We start from the raw sequence: 16311 nt of genomic DNA, 5'->3' as shown, positions 1-16311 counted from the left end.
CGGCTACCACCCCACCGGCATCGTGCGGGCTCCGCGCACGAGCATCTGGTTCTTCCACTTGATGTCACCGGCCAGTTTAAGGCCCGGAAGCTCGCTCAGCAGGGCTCGCAACGCTTCCTGCAGTTCCAGCCGGGCGAGCGGTGCGCCGAGACAGTGGTGGACGCCGTGGCCGAAGCCGAGATGCTGCGAGCTCTCGCGGGTGAAGACCAGCTTTTCGGGTGAATCGAACTGCAGCGCGTCGCGGTTCGCGGCGCCGACGGCGACCAGCACCGGCTCACCCGCCTTCACCAGTACACCGCCGACTTCGATGTCTTCCTTGGCGTAGCGAGGAAAGCCGGCGCCGGCGCCCAGCGGGACGAACCTGAGCAGCTCTTCGACGGCCGCCGGGATCAGATCCGGGTTTTCCCGCAGCTCGTTCCAGCGTTCGGGGTGGTCGAGCAGCACGTAGACGAAGTTGGGGATCTGGCTGGCCGTGGTCTCGTGGCCGGCGATCAGGATCCCGACGCACAGGTCGACCAGTTCGAGCTCGGTCAGCCGATCCCGGACGTCGCGCGCTTCGATCAACGCGGTCATCAGGTCGTCGGCCGGGGTCACGCGATGCGCCTCGATCAGGCCGCGCATGTACGCGCGGAGCTCTTCGCGACTCGCGTTGAACTCCTCGGCGGTCAGCGAGCTGGTCGACAGTGCCGCGTCGCTCCAGGCCCGGAACTTCGGCCGGTCGGAGACGGGCACGCCGAGCAGCTCACAGATGACGGCCACCGGAAGCGGCAGCGCGAAGTTCTCGACCAGGTCAACGGGCTCACCGGCGGCGATCATGTCCCGCACCAGCTCGGCGGCGAGGTCGCGGACGCGCGGACGCAGCTCCTCGACGCGGCGCATGGTGAACGCCTTCGCGACGAGCGTGCGCAGCCGGGTGTGGTCGGGCGGGTCCATGGCGAGGATGCCGGTGGAGTTGTTGCCCGGGGTGTGCCGCGGGGTGTCGTGCTCCTTGGCCAGTGCGCGGCTGAACCGGTTGTCACCGAGCACCAGCCGGGCGTCGGCGTACCGCGTCGCCAGCCAAGCCGGTTCGCCGTACGGGAGCTGGACGCGGATCATGCCCTCGCCGTCCCGGGCGGCGGCATATGCCTCGTTCAGCGCGAGGCCTTCCTCTTCGTTGAAGGGGTAGGCGAGAGGCTCGGTATATGTGGTGGTCACGGAATCTCCCCAACTCACTAGCGTGTCGAAGCGTAAGTAAGCAACGGATTACAAGCTAGCGATGGTCACCGACCACGTCAATGCACCTACTGAGTGCTCTTGCGTCTACGGTGTCGGATTTATGACGTCTGAGCGGCAGGTGCGCAAGCGGGACGCGGCTGCGACCAGGGAAGCGCTCCTTCAAGCGGCCGGGACCCTGTTCGCCGAACGCGGCTTCGATCGCACCACGGTCCGCGACATCGCGAAGCTCGCCGGGGTGAATCAGGCGCTGCTGTTCCGGTACTTCGGGTCCAAGGAAGCGGTGTTCGAAGAGGTCATGGCCAAGGGCGGCTTCGAGCAGGTCGCCTCCACCGAGCCGGAGCGGCTTCTCGAGACCGCGCTGCGGAGCATGCTGACCCGCGACGACCGCAACCGCGACCATTCGATCGCGGCCTATCTGCGCTCCAGCGGCAGCACCGGCACGAACGGCGAGATCCGCCGCCAGGTCGGTGAGGAGTACGCGCGGGCGCTCGCGACGCTGAGCGACGCCGAGGACGCCGACCTGCGGGCCGATCTCGTCCTGGCGTGGCTTCTGGGCATCGGGCTGGTCCGCGACGTCAGCGGGAAGGAACCGCTGGCGAGTGCCGACGCCGACCGGGTGGTGGAACTCGTGCTCGGTGCCGCCCGGTCGCTCCTGGAACGGACCGGGTGATCACGAAGCGCGGCCGTGCAGGACGAGTGCCCAGGTGAGGCAGCCGAACGCGGCGGTGGAGCTGAGGGCACGGACGAGGTTCCAGCGGTTCCAGGTCGTTTCGAAGGCGGCCCGGACGGCCGCGAAATCGGTGCTGGCACTGGGCTCCCCGGCCGCGAGGAGCTGGTTGTTCAGCGGCACGTTGATCCCGCCCGTGACGCCGAGGACCACGGCGTAGAGGATAGCGGCGGCGATGATCCAGGGCAGTACTCCCCCGCCGCCACCTCCGGGGATCCGGAGTATGCCGGCGAGGATCGTGAACGCCATCGCGCCCAGGAAGCTGAGCATGAACCAGGGGTTCAGGATCGCGACGTTGATGCGCTGCATCGCGACGACGAAGGTGCGGTCGTCGGCCTGGTTGAGGCCCAGCATGACCGAGCACGAAAAGGCGTAGAACAGACCCGCGCTGAGCCCCATCGTGAGGACGGACGCGATCAGGGTGACGGTGCGGGACAGTGCGAGCATTTCGGGCCTCCAGGGTTCGTTCCCTTAAGTCAACCGGCTCACGGCGAGACGATCCATCGCCGAGAAGCTCCGCCCCATGTCTTTCCGTCCAAAACGGCCCTAGAATCGGCCGGGTGGACGCACTCGCGGGACTCTTGGACGGGCCACGCGCCCGAGGGGCGTTTCTGCTCCGCTCGATTCTCACCCCGCCCTGGTCGTTGCGGATCCAGGATGAAGCACCGCTGACGCTCGTGGCGATCATCCGCGGCGAAGCGTGGGTCGTGCCCGACACCGGGGACGCGACCCGGCTGGGACCCGGCGACATCGCCGTCATCCGCGGCCCGGAGCCGTACACCGTCGCGGACGACCCGGCGACGAAACCGCAGATCGTGATCCACCCCGGGCAGCACTGCATGACACCCGAAGGCGTCTCGATGTCGCAGGCCATGGACCTCGGTGTCCGCGCGTGGGGGGACAGTCCGGACGGCCCGACGATGATGCTCACCGGCACTTACCACCTGGAGGGCGAAGTCAGCCGACGGCTGCTCGAAGCCCTGCCGACACTGCTCGTCCTGCCGGCCGACGCCTGGGATTGCCCGCTCATCCCGCTGCTCGCCGGGGAAATCGTCAAGGACGAACCCGGTCAGGAGGCCGTGCTGGACAGGCTGCTCGACCTGCTGCTCATCGCCGTCCTGCGCACCTGGTTCTCCCGCCCGGACGCCGAAGCCCCCGCCTGGTACCGCGCGCACACCGATCCCGTGGTCGGCCGCGCGCTGCGGATGCTGCACAACAATCCCGCGCATCCGTGGACGGTGGCCAACCTGGCTTCCGAGGTCGGCGTCTCACGCGCGGCGCTGGCCCGCCGGTTCGCCGACCTCGTCGGTGAACCGCCGATGACGTTCCTGACCGGCTGGCGCCTCGCGCTGGCCGCGGATCTGTTGCGGGAGCCGGATTCCACCGTGGGTTCAGTCGCGAGGCAGGTCGGGTACGGCAGCGCTTTCGCGCTCAGCGCGGCGTTCAAACGCGTTCGCGGGGTCAGCCCGCAGGAACACCGCGTCGGCGCGCACTAGAACGGCAGCCAGGCCAGCTGCCGGAGTCCGGTGGTCTCGTTCACCATCACGCCGGACGACGAAACCGTCCACAGGTTGTCGCCGATCACGAGCGACCGGCGCACATCCGCGGGATGCCCGACGCTGCCGATGGCGGTGAAACCGCTGTCGGACAACCGAAGCATCAGTGCGTCGGACGTTCCGCCCGAGTTCCGCATCGGCAAGACCAGCAGCCCGGTCTGCGGCCAGAAGAGGAACGCGTGCGGGTCCTGCTCGACCTCCGAATGCCCGCCGGTGACCTCGTAGTGCGCGGTCCGGCGCGGCGAGGCTGGATCACGGACGTCGAACAGTGAGAGCTGCGCGCCGGACGTCCGGCCACGCTGGTCGGCTTCCTGGCCGACACCGATCAGCTTCCCGTCACCACCGCTGTGCAGATACGCCGAGTAGCCGGTGATCTTCAGTTCGCCCACGGCACGCGGTTTCGCGGGATCGGAAAGATCCACGGTGTACAGCGGATCGGTCTGGCGGAAGGTGACCACGTACCCGACCGGGCCGAAGAAGCGGACGGCGTAGATCCGTTCGGTCTTGCCGAGCCCGGCGAGCTGACCGACCTGGGTCAGCTCGTTTCCCTTGCGGGCCAACACGGTCACCGCGCTTTCGGTGGCCATGGTCGTCGCGACCCGCAGGTGCCCGGCGTGCTCCGAAAGCGAGTACTGGTTCAGCAGCGAGCCGTCGACCGTGCCGGACGCGACATGCCGCGGCGGACCGGCCCGCGAGATGTCGAACTGATGGATGTCGGTCTGCGGCTGGGACTTCTCGGTGTCGAACCGGCGGTTTGCCGGGCCCATCGTCAGCTGATGGTCGTCGGCGATGTAGAGGCTCGACTCCGTGCCGTACACCGTGTTCCCGTCCGCGGCGATCGACACCGGGTCGCCCGTGCCGAGCGCGCCGGCCATCTCGATGGTGAGCACGGTGAGCATCGAAGTCCCGCTGTAGACGGCCGGATGGCTCACCCGCGAGCAGTCGACGAGCCGCCCGTCCTGGCGCGTGCCGCCGTTTTCCAAGGTGTAGCGCGGAAGCCAGTCGTCGATCGGCGAGTTGTCGAGGACGGCCAAGTTCTCCGATTTGGCCTTCTCGGGCGACCGCGAATCCTGTGGGTAGACGAAACCGAGCCGCGGCGCCGAGCGGACCACGATCCGCGCGCGGCCGCCGACCTGGCGCGCGTCGACATACTGGCCGTCGACGGCGAGCGTGCCGACCACCTTCGCCGGGCCCGAGAGGTCGATCAACGTCAGGTTGGACCGGTCGATCGCGGACTCGGGCCGGTCCATGACCGGCTTCTCGACCATGGACGCCGAAGTCATGGTGAGCGCGCGATCGCCGTCGAGCAGCAGATCCGTGGCCTCGCCGCCGGGCAGGTCGAGGGTGGAGGTGATCGCACGGGTGGCGACGTCGATCACGCGGAGGCGGCCGTCGGCGACCGTGACCACGCGACGGCCGTCGGTTTTCACCAGGTCCGGCTCGTCGACCCCGGCTTCGTGGTTGTTCGTCGCCGAATGGTCTTGCCCGGGGATGTCAGGTGCGACTTGGGGTGCGGCGACCTTAGCCGTCCCGGACGCGGCGACCCCACGCTCGGCGCCGTCCGTGATCGTCATGGCCGACCCGCCGTCCAAGCCATACGGGCCGACGAGCGGGCGCGCGGCCTCACGCAGCTTGGCGAGAGCCGTGTCGCACGAGTCGAAAGCGACCAGCTTCGCCGTGCCCACACCCTGTTCCGTGACGACAGGCGGCTCGGCGGACGGCGGGTTGAGTCCGCTGCCACCGACAGCGACGATCAAAGCCGCCCCGAAAACCCCGAACACCCCGAGCCCCAGCCACCCACGCTTCATGCCGACCAGACGGAACTCGCGGGCACTCCGGTTGCACGCGCTTTAGAAACCGAGTTCCCGGCGAATCGCCGCGGTGTGTTCACCCAGCGCGGGCACCGGGTCGAGACGCGGCTCGCGGCCGGGCACCTCGACCGGCGGCAGCAACGCGGTGACCGGCCCACCGGGTGTCTCGACTTCGCCCCAACGCCCGCGCGCGGCCAACTGTGGATGCTCGGCGAACTCGGCCATCGTCCGCATCCTGGCGCTGGCGATCCCGGCGTCGTCCAGCCGCTGCTCCACCTCTGACGCCGAAGAGCCCGCCAGCGCCTTCTCGATGATCTCGGTCAACTCGCCGTCATGCTCGACGCGCAGCGAGTTCCGCGCGAACCGTGGATCTTCCGCCAGTTCCGGTTGCCGCAGCACGTTTTCACACAGCGCGGACCACTCGCGCTCGTTCTGGACGCCGATGAACACCACCGCGCCGTCACCGGCCGTGTACGGGCCGTACGGCGAGATGGCCGCGTGCCGGGCGCCGTTGCGCGGCGGCGGGCTGCCACCGTAATTCGTGTAGTAGTACGGAAAACCGGCCCACTCGCCGAGCGCGTCGAGCATCGAGACCTCGAAACTCGATCCCTCGCCGGTGCGTTCCCGTTCGTACAACGCCGACAGCACCCCGCTGTAGGCGTACATCCCGGCCGCGATGTCGGCGACCGGGATCCCGGCCTTCGCCGGCGCTTCGGGCGTGCCGGTCACGGACACGACCCCGGCTTCGCACTGCACGAGGAGGTCGTACGCCTTCTTGCTGCGATAAGGACCGCTGGAGCCGTAGCCGGAGATCCCGCAGACGATCAGCCGCGGATGCCGTGCCCGCAGTGTCTCCGCGTCGAGCCCGAGCCGGCCCGCCGCGCCGGGCGCGAGGTTCTGCACGAACACGTCCGCCTTGGCCAGCAACGCTTCCAGCACCGCGCCTTCGGTCTTGATGTCGAGGGTGAGGCTTTCCTTGTTGCGGTTGAGCCAGACGAAATGGCTGGACTGCCCGTGCACGGTTTCGTCGTACGCGCGGGCGAAGTCGCCGGTGTCCGGCCGCTCGACCTTGATCACCCGCGCCCCGAGATCGGCCAGCTGGCGGGTGGCGAACGGAGCCGCGACGGCCTGTTCGATCGCGACCACGGTGACACCTTCGAGAGGCAACATCACGACTCCTTCCGCAACGCCCGGCGAAGCACTTCGGCGAGATGTACCGCGGTCCGGTCGGACTCCTGCGCGATCTGCGTGCGGCAGCTGAACCCGTCGGAGATCACCAGCGTCTCGTCCGAAGCAGCCCGTACCGCGGGGAGCAACCGATCTTCGGCGCAGGCCACCGAGACGTCGTAGTGCCCGCGTTCGAAGCCGAAGTTCCCGGCCAGCCCGCAGCAGCCGGAGTCCAAAGTGGAGTTCCGGACCCCGGCCGCGGCCATGGTCTTCTCGTCGGCGCCGAAGCCGAGCACAGCGTGCTGATGGCAGTGGACCTGACTGATCGCGTCGACGTCGAGCGCGTCGAACTCCAGCGGCGAGTCGTCCACCAGCTCGGCGAACGTCCGTGTGCGCTTGGCCAGCAAGGCAGCAGTGGGATCGCCGGGCAGCAACGCCTCGAGATCGCCGCGGAACAACGCCGTGCAGCTCGGTTCGAGCCCGGCCACCTCGTACCCCGCGTCGAGGTACGGCTTCAGCACGGAAAGCGTGCGCCGCAACACCTTGCGAGCCATGGTCAGCTGCCCGGTCGACACCCACGTCAGCCCGCAGCACACCTCACGATCCGGCAGCACGACGTCGTAACCGGCCGCGGTGAGCACCTCTGTGGCCGCTTCGAGGACGTCCGGCGTGAGGAAGTTGTTGAACGAGTCCGGCCACAGCAAAATCGGCCGCAGCAAGATCGGCCGCTTGCCCGGCTCGCGGCTCCGGCGGAGATCACGCCGCGTCCGCGTGAACGGTGTGGCGAATTCGGGCAAGTCTCGCTCCGGCGCGATACCGCCGACACGCTTGAGCACCTTGGCGAGCGAACGGCGTCGCGTCACCGCGTTCACCACCCGCGGCGCGAGCCCGGCGAACCGCAGCCACACCGGCAGCCAGCCCATCGAATAATGCGACGCCGGCCGCACGCGCCCCTTGTAGTGCTGGTGGTAGAACTCAGCCTTGTAAGTCGCCATGTCGACATCGACCGGGCAGTCCGACAGGCATCCCTTGCAGGACAGGCAAAGGTCGAGCGATTCGCGGACCTCCTCCGAGCGCCAGCCGTCGGTGATGATCTCGCCGTTGATCATCTCCGCGAGCAGATGCGCCCGGCCGCGCGTCGAGTGTTTCTCTTCGCGCGTCGCCCGGTAACTCGGGCACATCACGCCGGTACTGCCGGTGTTGCGGCATTTCCCGACGCCGACACAGCGCCGCATGGCCTGGCCGAAACTGCCCTGGTCCTCGGGGTAACCAAGCACGGTGACGTCCTCGATGGCGATCGACGCGCGTCGCACGCGCAGGTTTTCGTCCACCGGCCGCGGATTCACGAGGATGCCGGGGTTCATCCGGCCGCTCGGGTCGAAGATCGCCTTGAACCGCGCGAACAGGTCGAGCACCTCGCGGCTGTACATCCGCGGCAGCAGCTCCGAGCGGGCCTGGCCGTCGCCGTGCTCACCGGACAGCGAGCCACCGTGCGCGGCCACAAGATCGGCTGACTCTTCCAGGAACCGCCGGAAATCGGCGATCCCGTGCTCGGACAGCAGGTCGAAGTCGAGTCGCATGTGGAGGCAGCCCTCGCCGTAGTGACCGTAGACCACGCTTTGCAGGCCGTGCTTCCGCATGAGTTCCTTGAATCCGCGCAGATACGAGCCGAGCCGTTCGGGTGGCACGGCGGCGTCCTCCCAGCCCGGCCAGGCCTCGGAACCGTCGGCGAGCCTAGTCGCCAGCCCGGCGCCCTCCTCCCGGATGCGCCAGAGTTCGCGCTGCCCGGCCGGATCGGTGAGCACTCGATGTCCGGTCAGACGGTCGGAAAGCTGCTTGGCCAACGAGTTCGCCCGGTGCTCGGCCTCCCCCGGCTCGTCCCCGGCCAGCTCGACGAACAACCACGCACCGCCGGGCGGGAGGCCCGTCTCGCGCGCCTCGCCGAGCAGTGCGACAAGCTCTGCGTCGACACCTTCGACAGTCAGCGGCGACCACGGCAGGATCTCCATGACGGCGTCGGCGGCATCGACGTCCGAGGGAAAACCGAGCACCGCCAACGTCTTGTGCTTGGGCAACTCCGCCAGCCCGACAGTCGCTTCCAGCACCGACACACACGTACCCTCACTGCCGACGAGTGCCTTGGCGACGTTGAACCCGTTCTCCGGCAGCAGATGTTCGAGCCCGTACCCGGACACGCGGCGCGGCCACGTCGACAGCTCGGTCCGCAGCAGCGCGAGGTTGTCCTGAACCAGCGCGCGGAGTTCTCGGTACACACGGCCTTCGGTGCCGGGCAACTCCGCACGAGCGTCCACTTCGGACGGTGAAGTCGGCCCGACGCGCAGCCGCGTGCCGTCATAAAGCAGCACGTCCAGCTCCTGGACGACGTCGACCGTGCGCCCCCACGCCACCGAATGTGATCCGCACGCGTTGTTGCCGATCATCCCGCCGATCGTGCAGCGGCTGTGCGTCGACGGGTCCGGCCCGAACCGCAGCCCGTGCGGCGCGGCGACGGCCTGCAGGTCGTCGAGGACCGTGCCGGGCGCGACCCGCGCGGTGCGGGCGACGGGATCCAGGTCGTGGACACCCGAGAGGTACCGCGAAGTGTCGAGGATGACGGCCGGTCCGCACGCGTTGCCGGCGACGCTCGTGCCGCCGCCGCGGGTGATGACCGGCAGGCCCGACTCGCGGCAGCCCGCCACCGCCGCGATCACGTCGTCGACCGTTCTCGGCAAAGCCACCCCGAGCGGCGTGTGCCGGTAGTTCGACGCGTCGGTGGTGTACAGGGCCAGTGTCGCGCTGTCGGAGCTGATGTCCACGGCTCCATTCAAGACAACGCCCCGCGCGGGCGCAGTGCCGCCCCGGGGGAAATCCGTTATATCCGGAACGCGCCGAAGTGTGCGATTGTGAGCGCGTGACGGCAAAGAGGCACGTCGCGAAGGAGCGAGCCGTCGAGCAGGCCACTGCCCTCGACGGGCTGATGCGCGAGCGCGAAGAGCTGCTCGGCACGCTCGACCGCGTCGCCGCCCTGCACAGCACGGCCAGGTTGATCCGCCAGTCGGTGGGCGTCCACGCGGGTTTCGTCGCCGAATTGGACAGTCCCGGGCACGCCGTGGTCCGGTGGCTGGCCGGGAACCGGACCGATTCGCTGCGGGATCTCGCGGTGCCCGCCGGCCAGGGCATCGGCGGTCGTGTGCTGGCACTCGGCAAACCGGTCCGGGTCACCGACTACCTCAGCGCGCCGACGATCACCCACCAGTTCGACGCGCAAGTCCGGGGTGAGGGCCTCGCCGCGATGCTCGCCGTGCCGATCTTCAGCCGCGTCGGCGGCAAGGTCGAGACGGTCGCGATCGCCTACGCCGCGATGCGCGAATCCGCCGATTTCGGCGACGACGCGGTCAAGCGGCTGGAGGTCATCGCCGAGAACACCGGAACAGCGTTGCGGCTGGCGGGACTCGCGGAGTCCACTCGCGACAACGCCGTGTCCGCCGAGCGGCAGCGTATGCAGAGCGCGCTGCACGATTCGGTCGGCGCGCTGCTGTTCTCCATCGGCGTCCAGGTGCGGAACCTGCACGAGGACATCAGCGACAACCCCGGCCTCGAATGCCGCCTGCGCCGGCTGGAGGGTGACGTTTCGGCGGCCTCCAGCGCGCTGCGGGAGTCGTTGCTCGCGCTTGCGGAATCCAGCCCCGAGCGGGCGCTGCCGGTCGAGTTGGCCGAGCACTGCCGCTCGTTCCACGCCCGCTGCGGGGTGCCCGCGAGGTTCGTCCAGCTCGCCCCGGTCCGGCCGCTCGACGCCGAGCGCACCGCGCTGCTGATCGCCGTGGTCCGGGAAGGCCTGCTCAACGTCGAAAAGCACGCCCACGCGATGTCCGTGGTGGTGAGCCTGTCTCCCCAGGACGACGGCGTGCAGGTGGTGGTCGCCGACGACGGCACCGGCGACCCACCGGAAGACGCGACGCCCGGCACCGGGATGGGCCTGCGCGCGCTGGTCGAACGGGCCGCTCGGCTCGGTGGCCGGGTGAGCGTGGTGCGCGATGAGGAGGACGGCTGCACGTTGCGGGCCTGGGTGCCGGGCGTCGGGCGGCAGGCGTGAGCACGGTCCGGGTGATGGTGGTCGACGACCATCCCGTCGTCCGCGACGGCGTGACCCTGTTGCTGCGCTCGGACCCGTCACTCACCGTCGTCGGCAGCGCCGAATCGGGACGCGCTGCACTCCAGCGCGTCACCGAACTCAACCCGGACCTGATCCTGCTCGACCTGCGGCTGCCGGACATGCTCGCGCCCGAGGTCATCACCGGTCTGCGGCAGCTCGACGCCGTCGCGCGGATCGTGGTCTTCACCGCCCACGGCGATCACCAGGGCGTGCTCGCGGCACTGGATTCCGGCGCCAACGGCTGCCTGCTCAAGGACGTCGCGGGCACAGATCTGGTCGCGGCCCTGCGTCGCGTTCTTCGCGGCGAAAGGGTCGTCGACCCGCGGATCCTTCCCGACGACGGGCAGCGTTCGGCCGCGCTGGCCCGCAGCGGGCTGACCCGGCGCGAGTACGAAGTCCTGCGACTCGCCGCGCAAGGCCAGACGAATCCCGAGATCGCCGAATCCACGGGCCTGGCCAGGAACACCGTCAAGACATATCTGCAGTCGGCGCTGCACAAACTCGGCGCGCGCAACCGCGTCGAGGCCATCGGCAAAGCGAGTGAAGCCGGGCTGCTCTAAGACCGGCGTGTCCGATTCGTAGCCGGGTACCTCTCCACGTGGGGGTGTCGGCCCGCCTCCCCGCGATCAAGGATTGCCGCCACTGAGCGTGACTCACGTCACTCGAGTGGAGGAGGCAGCTTGCGCGTATGGCTTGAGCCGGGAGGCTCCCGGTGCTGACCGTCCGGGACCTGCGCGTGCGCTACGGCCGATCCGTGGCCGCGTTGCACGGTATCGACCTCGACGTGCCCGCCAACGGCGTGCTCGCGGTGCTGGGCAGCAACGGCGCCGGGAAGTCGACCCTGCTCCGGGCGTTGTCCGGCACACTCCGCATGCACCGCGGGACCGTCGCGGGCGGTGAGGTCCGCTACGACGGCAAGGTGATCCACCGGCTCGACCCGGCCGCGATCGTGCGGCTCGGCGTCGTCGGCGTCCCCGAAGGCCGCCAGGTCTTCGCGCGGATGACCGTCGAGGAGAACCTCCGCGCGGGCGGAATCGGCGCCCGTTCCGCCGAGCAGCGCACCGCGGCCAAACACCGGGTGCACGAGCTGTTCCCCGTGCTAGCGGAGCGGGCCAAGCAACGCGCCGGGCTGCTGTCCGGGGGCGAGCAGCAGATGCTCGCGATCGGCAGGGCGCTGATGTCCGGGCCGAAGCTGCTGCTCCTCGATGAGCCTTCGCTCGGTCTCGCGCCCCAGGTGGTCGAGCGGATCGGCCGGATCATCCGCGAGATCCACGCCCAGGGCACCGCGGTGGTGCTCGTGGAGCAGAACGCGGTGATGGCGCTGCGGGTCGCGGACCACGCCGTGGTGCTCGAAGTCGGGCGCGTCGCGCTGGCCGGGACCACGGCCGAGCTCGCGGGCAGCGAAGACGTCCAGCGGCTTTATCTCGGCGGGCACGCGGAGTCACAAGCCACCGCGGAAGCCGAAGCCGAGTCCGCCGACCAGCAGCGCGCGTCCGTGCGCGGACTTTCGAGGTGGGCGGGATGACCGGCATTCCCGAGTTGAAGGTCGAAAACGTCACGCTGCGGTTCGGCGGGATCCGCGCGCTCGACGACGTGTCGTTCACCGTGCGCCCTGGTTCGCTGCACGCCCTCATCGGGCCGAACGGCGCCGGGAAATCCAGCTGCTTCAACGTGATCTGCGGGGTCTACAAGGCCGCGTCGGGCAGCGTGCGCCTCGGTGACGTCGAGCTGAGCGGCCGGGCACCGCACAAACTCGCCGGGACCGGGGTCGGCCGCGCGTTCCAGAACGCGGCGCTGTCGCCGGGCTCGACCGTGCTCGACAACGTCATGCTCGGCCGCCATTCGCTCACCAAGGGCGGCTTCCTGTCCTGCGGACTCCGCCTGCCGTGGACGATGAAGGCCGAGCGCCGCCACACCGCCCGGGCCGTCGAGATCTGCGAGTTCCTCGGCATCGGGCCGCTGGTACACGTCCCCGTCGGCGCCTTGCCCTACGGCGCGGTCAAACGGGTCGACATCGCCCGCGCGCTCGCGGTGGAACCGGTGCTCCTGCTGCTCGACGAACCCGCGGCCGGGATGAACGCGGCGGAGACGGCCGAACTGGCGAGCACGATCCGCGAGGTTTCGAACGAACTCGGCATCTCGATCCTGCTCGTCGAACACGACATGGGCCTGGTGATGGGCATCGCCGACCGCGTCACCGTCCTCGACTTCGGAAAACGCATCGCCGACGGCGCACCGGCCGACGTGCAGGCGGATCCGGAAGTCGTCAAGGCGTACTTGGGCACCGAAGCGGAGGCAACGTCTTGAACACGTTCGTGCAGCTGGTGGTGAACGGGCTCGGCAAGGGCGCCGTCTTCGCGTTGCTCGCGCTGGGTTTCGTGATCATCTTCAAGGCCACCGAAGTGGTCAACTTCGCCCACGGTTCGCTGGTGCTGTTCGGCGGCTACCTGGTCGTCGTCACCCGCGACGCGCTGGGCTGGGTGGGCGCGTCACTGGTCGGCATCCTCGGCGCCGCGCTGCTCGCGTTCCTGCTCGAACGCGTGCTGCTCTCACGGTCGAAGCACGCCGACGCGAACAGCCTCGCGCTGCTCACGATCGGCGTCGACGTGATCATCACCGAGGAGATCGTGCGGCGGCTCGGCGTCAGCCTCCCGTTCATCGGCGAGGCTTGGGACGCGCAGCCGTTCCAGATCGGCGGGATCACGCTCTTCCGCACGCATATCGTCGCGTTCGTCGTGGCGACCGTGCTGATCACCGCGTTCACCCTGGCCTTCAAGTACTCGAACTGGGGCGTCGCGATGCGGGCGCAGGCGGAGAACCGCGAAGCCGCCGCGCTGATGGGAATCCGCAGCTCCCGCGTCACCGCCACGGCTTGGTTGGTGGCAGGGCTGCTGGCCGGGGTCGCGGTGTTGTTCATCGCCACGCAGGACTTCTCCGGCTCGGGGTTGTCGAGGGGCACGCATTCGATCGCGCTGGCCGCGTTCCCCGCGGCGATCCTCGGCGGGCTGGATTCGACGGCGGGCGCCGTCGTCGGCGGGCTGGTGGTCGGGCTGGTCGAAGCGCTGTCCGCGCAGTACATCTCCTTCGACTTCTCCAAGAGCGCGGTGTTCCTGGTGATGCTCGTCGTGCTGGTGGTGCGGCCGTCGGGGTTGTTCGGCACGAGGGAGAGCACACGTGTCTGACCTCGCCGTGAAAACACCGACGCCCACGCCCGCGAAACCGCCCGCCAAACGCGGTTCCTCCAAGGTGGTCAAGCTCGTCGCCTGGCTCGCGTTGCTGCTGGTGATGCTGGCCCTGCCGCTCTACCTCGACGCGGCCTGGCTGAAGGCCGGGCAGTACATGATGATCGGCGCGGTCGGCGCCATCGGGCTGACGCTGCTGGTGGGCCAGGCCGGTCAGTTGTCCCTGGCCCACGCGTTCTTCCTGCTCGCCGGGGGCACGTCGTACTGTGTACTGGCCGGGCCGGCGGACGATCCCCGCGTCGCCGGGCTCGGGCTCGACCCCGGGCTGGCCCTGGTCGGCGCGGTGGTGATCAGCGCACTGCTCGGGCTCGCGTTCGCCCCGGTTTCGGGACGGCTGCGTGGGATCTACCTCGGCGTGGCGTCGCTGTCGCTGGTCTTCCTCGGGCTCTACTTAGGACAGTCCGCGGAAAAGCTCACCGGCGGCACCTCCACCGGCCGGACGCCGCAACCGTTCTCGCTGTTCGGTTTCCCGTTCACCAACGGCGGCCCGGAGCTGACGTTGCTCGGTGTGCCGTTCCGGCAGGCAGAACGGACCTGGTACCTGTTCCTCCTGCTGACGATCATCGCGTTCGTCGTCGCCACCGGCGCGGTCAAGGGCCGGATCGGCCGGTCGTGGCGCGCGGTGCGGGACAACGAAGCCGCGGCGGCCGTCATGGGCGTCAACGTGGCCCGAGCCAAGGCCGGGGCGTTCGCGGTGTCCTCGGGCTACGCGGGACTCGCCGGCGCGATGACCGTGCTGTGGTTCGACATCCTCAAGCCCGACGAAAGCGAATACGGCACCTACGGCATCAACATCTCGATCGCGTTCCTGGCGATGGTGATCATCGGCGGCCTCGGTTCGGTGCCCGGCGCGCTGGTCGGCGCGCTGATCGTCAACGGGCTGCCGCAGGTCCTTTCGCTCTACTCCGCCGATCTCGGCCTGTTCACCGGCACCGGGGGCGACTCGCTCAGCCCGATCCTGATCAGTTCGTTCGTCTACGGCGCCGCGATCATCCTCGTCGTGCTGTTCGAACCGGGAGGCCTCGCGGCGATCGGCCGCCGGTTCACCGGCCGCGCAAGGAAATCCACCTTCACCAGTTAGAGGAGAACAACGGTGTTCGAACTCAGGCATTTCCGGAAGGCCGCGCCGGTGGCTCTCGCACTCGCGCTCGTCCTCGCCGCGTGCAGCACCAAGGCGGACAACGCGGGCTCGTCGGGCTCGGACAGCTCCGGCGTCAAGACCGACAAGGGCGTGACAGCGTCAGAAATCACCCTCGGCGTGATGACCGACAAGACCGGGGTGTTCAAGAACCTCGGACTCGGCATCACCCAGGGCAACGAGCTGTGGGCCAAGGACTTCAACGACGCCGGCGGGGTCTGCGGCCGCAAGGTGAAACTGGAGCAGGTCGACCACGGCTACAAGGCGGACACCGCCAAAACGCTGTACCCGCAGCTCGAGCCGAAGGTGCTCGGCATGGTCCAGCTGCTCGGCTCCCCCGTGGTCGCCGCGCTCAAGCAGAACCTGTTGTCGGACAAGCTGACCTCCGCGCCCGCGTCCTGGTCTTCGGAGCTGCTCGACAACCCGTACGTGATGATCGTCGGCACCACCTACGACCTGGAGATCATCGACGGCCTGTCGTACCTGCAAGAGCAGGGCCTGATCAAGGACGGCGACACGATCGGGCACGTCTACATCGACGGTGAGTACGGCAAGAACGGCCTGCGCGGCTCGCAGTTCTACGCCAAGAAGCACAACCTCACGCTCAAGGAAGTCAAGATCACCTCGACCGACACCGACCTGGCCAACATCGTCACCGGCCTCAAGGGCGACGCGGTGAAGTCGATCGTGCTGACCACCACCCCCGCGCAGACCGGGTCGGCGCTCGCGTCGAACAAGGCGCTCGGCCTGAACGTGCCCGTGCTCGGCAACAACCCGACGTTCGACCCCGCGCTGCTGTCCGGCCCGGCGGCCGCCTCGCTGGACAAGCTGACCGTCGTCGCCAGCAGCGTGCCGTTCTCCGCGGACATCCCCAAGGCCAAGGACGTGGCGGCGAAGTACAAGGCCACGTACAAGGAGACCCCGAACGGTGGCACCCCGTACGGCTACGCGGTCGGCGAGGTGTGGGGCGCGGTGCTCAAGAAGGCCTGCGAGAACAAGGACCTCACCCGTGACGGCATCCAGGCCGCGCTGAAGCAGACCAGCTCGGCGAGCACCGAGGACCTGGTGGCCGCGCTGGACTTCTCGAAGCCCGGCACCCCGCCGACCCGCCAGGTCTACGCCGCCCAGCCCGATCCGACCGCCGAAGGCGGCCTGAAATACGTCAAGCAGCTCTTCGAAGCCGCCGAAGCACGCGAGTACGTGGCCCCCTTCCAGAAGTGACAGCGGGACATGCAAACACGTACAGCCGGGTAGGTGGCTCGTGAGTGGCTACGAGTGTTCTAACACTCGTAGCCACTCACG

14 protein-coding genes are annotated in these 16311 nt (G+C 69.0%); 9 read left to right on the top strand and 5 right to left on the bottom strand.

What is annotated here, in order from left to right; all coding sequences use genetic code 11:
• Nucleotides 1-3: 3 nt before the first annotated feature.
• Nucleotides 4-1194, bottom strand: coding sequence for a cytochrome P450 (locus VGP60_RS26030; RefSeq protein ID WP_327550723.1), 1191 nt, complete (start codon nt 1192-1194; stop codon nt 4-6).
• Nucleotides 1195-1315: 121 nt separating this feature from the next.
• On the opposite strand from VGP60_RS26030, the gene VGP60_RS26025 reads away from it, so the two are divergent.
• Nucleotides 1316-1885, top strand: coding sequence for a TetR family transcriptional regulator (locus VGP60_RS26025; protein WP_327550722.1), 570 nt, complete (start codon nt 1316-1318; stop codon nt 1883-1885).
• On the opposite strand, the gene VGP60_RS26020 is transcribed toward VGP60_RS26025, so the two are convergent.
• Nucleotides 1886-2389: a DUF1772 domain-containing protein gene (locus VGP60_RS26020; RefSeq protein ID WP_327550721.1), complete on the bottom strand. Its 504-nt coding sequence runs from the start codon at nt 2387-2389 to the stop codon at nt 1886-1888.
• A gap of 113 nt (nt 2390-2502) precedes the next feature.
• Between VGP60_RS26020 and VGP60_RS26015 the strand changes: the two genes are divergently transcribed.
• Complete coding sequence (locus VGP60_RS26015; protein ID WP_327550720.1) at nt 2503-3438, top strand: AraC family transcriptional regulator; 936 nt, start codon at nt 2503-2505, stop codon at nt 3436-3438.
• Here VGP60_RS26015 and VGP60_RS26010 read toward each other — a convergent pair.
• The 3 genes from VGP60_RS26010 to VGP60_RS26000 are packed head-to-tail and all read right to left on the bottom strand — an operon-like array spanning nt 3435 to nt 9292.
• Nucleotides 3435-5306 (bottom strand): beta-propeller domain-containing protein, encoded by a 1872-nt coding sequence (locus VGP60_RS26010; RefSeq protein WP_327550719.1) that lies wholly within the window; start codon nt 5304-5306, stop codon nt 3435-3437. The genes VGP60_RS26015 and VGP60_RS26010 overlap by 4 nt on opposite strands.
• Before the next feature lie 42 nt (nt 5307-5348).
• Nucleotides 5349-6479: a CaiB/BaiF CoA-transferase family protein gene (locus VGP60_RS26005; protein ID WP_327550718.1), complete on the bottom strand. Its 1131-nt coding sequence runs from the start codon at nt 6477-6479 to the stop codon at nt 5349-5351.
• Nucleotides 6479-9292, bottom strand: coding sequence for an FAD-binding and (Fe-S)-binding domain-containing protein (locus VGP60_RS26000; protein WP_327550717.1), 2814 nt, complete (start codon nt 9290-9292; stop codon nt 6479-6481). Before VGP60_RS26000 ends, VGP60_RS26005 begins: the two co-directional genes overlap by 1 nt.
• Nucleotides 9293-9387: 95 nt before the next feature.
• On the opposite strand from VGP60_RS26000, the gene VGP60_RS25995 reads away from it, so the two are divergent.
• From VGP60_RS25995 to VGP60_RS25965, 7 genes are all read left to right on the top strand, one after another.
• Nucleotides 9388-10569, top strand: coding sequence for a GAF domain-containing sensor histidine kinase (locus VGP60_RS25995; protein ID WP_327550716.1), 1182 nt, complete (start codon nt 9388-9390; stop codon nt 10567-10569).
• Nucleotides 10570-10583: 14 nt separating this feature from the next.
• Complete coding sequence (locus tag VGP60_RS25990) at nt 10584-11189, top strand: response regulator transcription factor (protein WP_327550766.1); 606 nt, start codon at nt 10584-10586, stop codon at nt 11187-11189.
• A gap of 152 nt (nt 11190-11341) precedes the next feature.
• Nucleotides 11342-12154: an ABC transporter ATP-binding protein gene (locus VGP60_RS25985; RefSeq protein ID WP_327550715.1), complete on the top strand. Its 813-nt coding sequence runs from the start codon at nt 11342-11344 to the stop codon at nt 12152-12154.
• Nucleotides 12151-12936 carry an ABC transporter ATP-binding protein gene (locus VGP60_RS25980; RefSeq protein ID WP_327550714.1) on the top strand — a complete coding sequence of 262 codons (786 nt, stop codon included), beginning with the start codon at nt 12151-12153 and terminating at the stop codon, nt 12934-12936. The genes VGP60_RS25985 and VGP60_RS25980 overlap by 4 nt, the downstream gene beginning before the upstream one ends.
• Nucleotides 12933-13811 (top strand): branched-chain amino acid ABC transporter permease, encoded by an 879-nt coding sequence (locus VGP60_RS25975; protein ID WP_327550713.1) that lies wholly within the window; start codon nt 12933-12935, stop codon nt 13809-13811. Before VGP60_RS25980 ends, VGP60_RS25975 begins: the two co-directional genes overlap by 4 nt.
• A complete protein-coding gene (locus VGP60_RS25970; protein ID WP_327550712.1) occupies nt 13804-14952 on the top strand; it encodes a branched-chain amino acid ABC transporter permease in 1149 nt (382 codons plus the stop codon). The genes VGP60_RS25975 and VGP60_RS25970 overlap by 8 nt, the downstream gene beginning before the upstream one ends.
• A 12-nt stretch (nt 14953-14964) precedes the next feature.
• On the top strand, nt 14965-16230 hold the full coding sequence (locus VGP60_RS25965) for an ABC transporter substrate-binding protein (protein WP_327550711.1): 1266 nt from the start codon (nt 14965-14967) through the stop codon (nt 16228-16230).
• Nucleotides 16231-16311 lie beyond the last annotated feature (81 nt).

It is taken from the genome of Amycolatopsis sp., assembly GCF_036008905.1.
In the GTDB taxonomy this organism is placed as follows: domain Bacteria; phylum Actinomycetota; class Actinomycetes; order Mycobacteriales; family Pseudonocardiaceae; genus Amycolatopsis.
Note: the sequence above shows the minus strand (reverse complement) of the source record. Positions and strands in the feature narration are given on the sequence as shown.

What these genes read in the sequence shown, in the direction of transcription:
- VGP60_RS25980 (WP_327550714.1), top strand. Translation starts at nt 12,151, where the DNA reads ATGACCGGCATTCCCGAGTTGAAGGTCGAAAACGTCACGCTGCGGTTC.
- VGP60_RS26010 (WP_327550719.1), bottom strand. Translation starts at nt 5,306, where the DNA reads ATGAAGCGTGGGTGGCTGGGGCTCGGGGTGTTCGGGGTTTTCGGGGCG.
- VGP60_RS26005 (WP_327550718.1), bottom strand. Translation starts at nt 6,479, where the DNA reads ATGTTGCCTCTCGAAGGTGTCACCGTGGTCGCGATCGAACAGGCCGTC.
- VGP60_RS26025 (WP_327550722.1), top strand. Translation starts at nt 1,316, where the DNA reads ATGACGTCTGAGCGGCAGGTGCGCAAGCGGGACGCGGCTGCGACCAGG.
- VGP60_RS25990 (WP_327550766.1), top strand. Translation starts at nt 10,584, where the DNA reads ATGGTGGTCGACGACCATCCCGTCGTCCGCGACGGCGTGACCCTGTTG.
- VGP60_RS26020 (WP_327550721.1), bottom strand. Translation starts at nt 2,389, where the DNA reads ATGCTCGCACTGTCCCGCACCGTCACCCTGATCGCGTCCGTCCTCACG.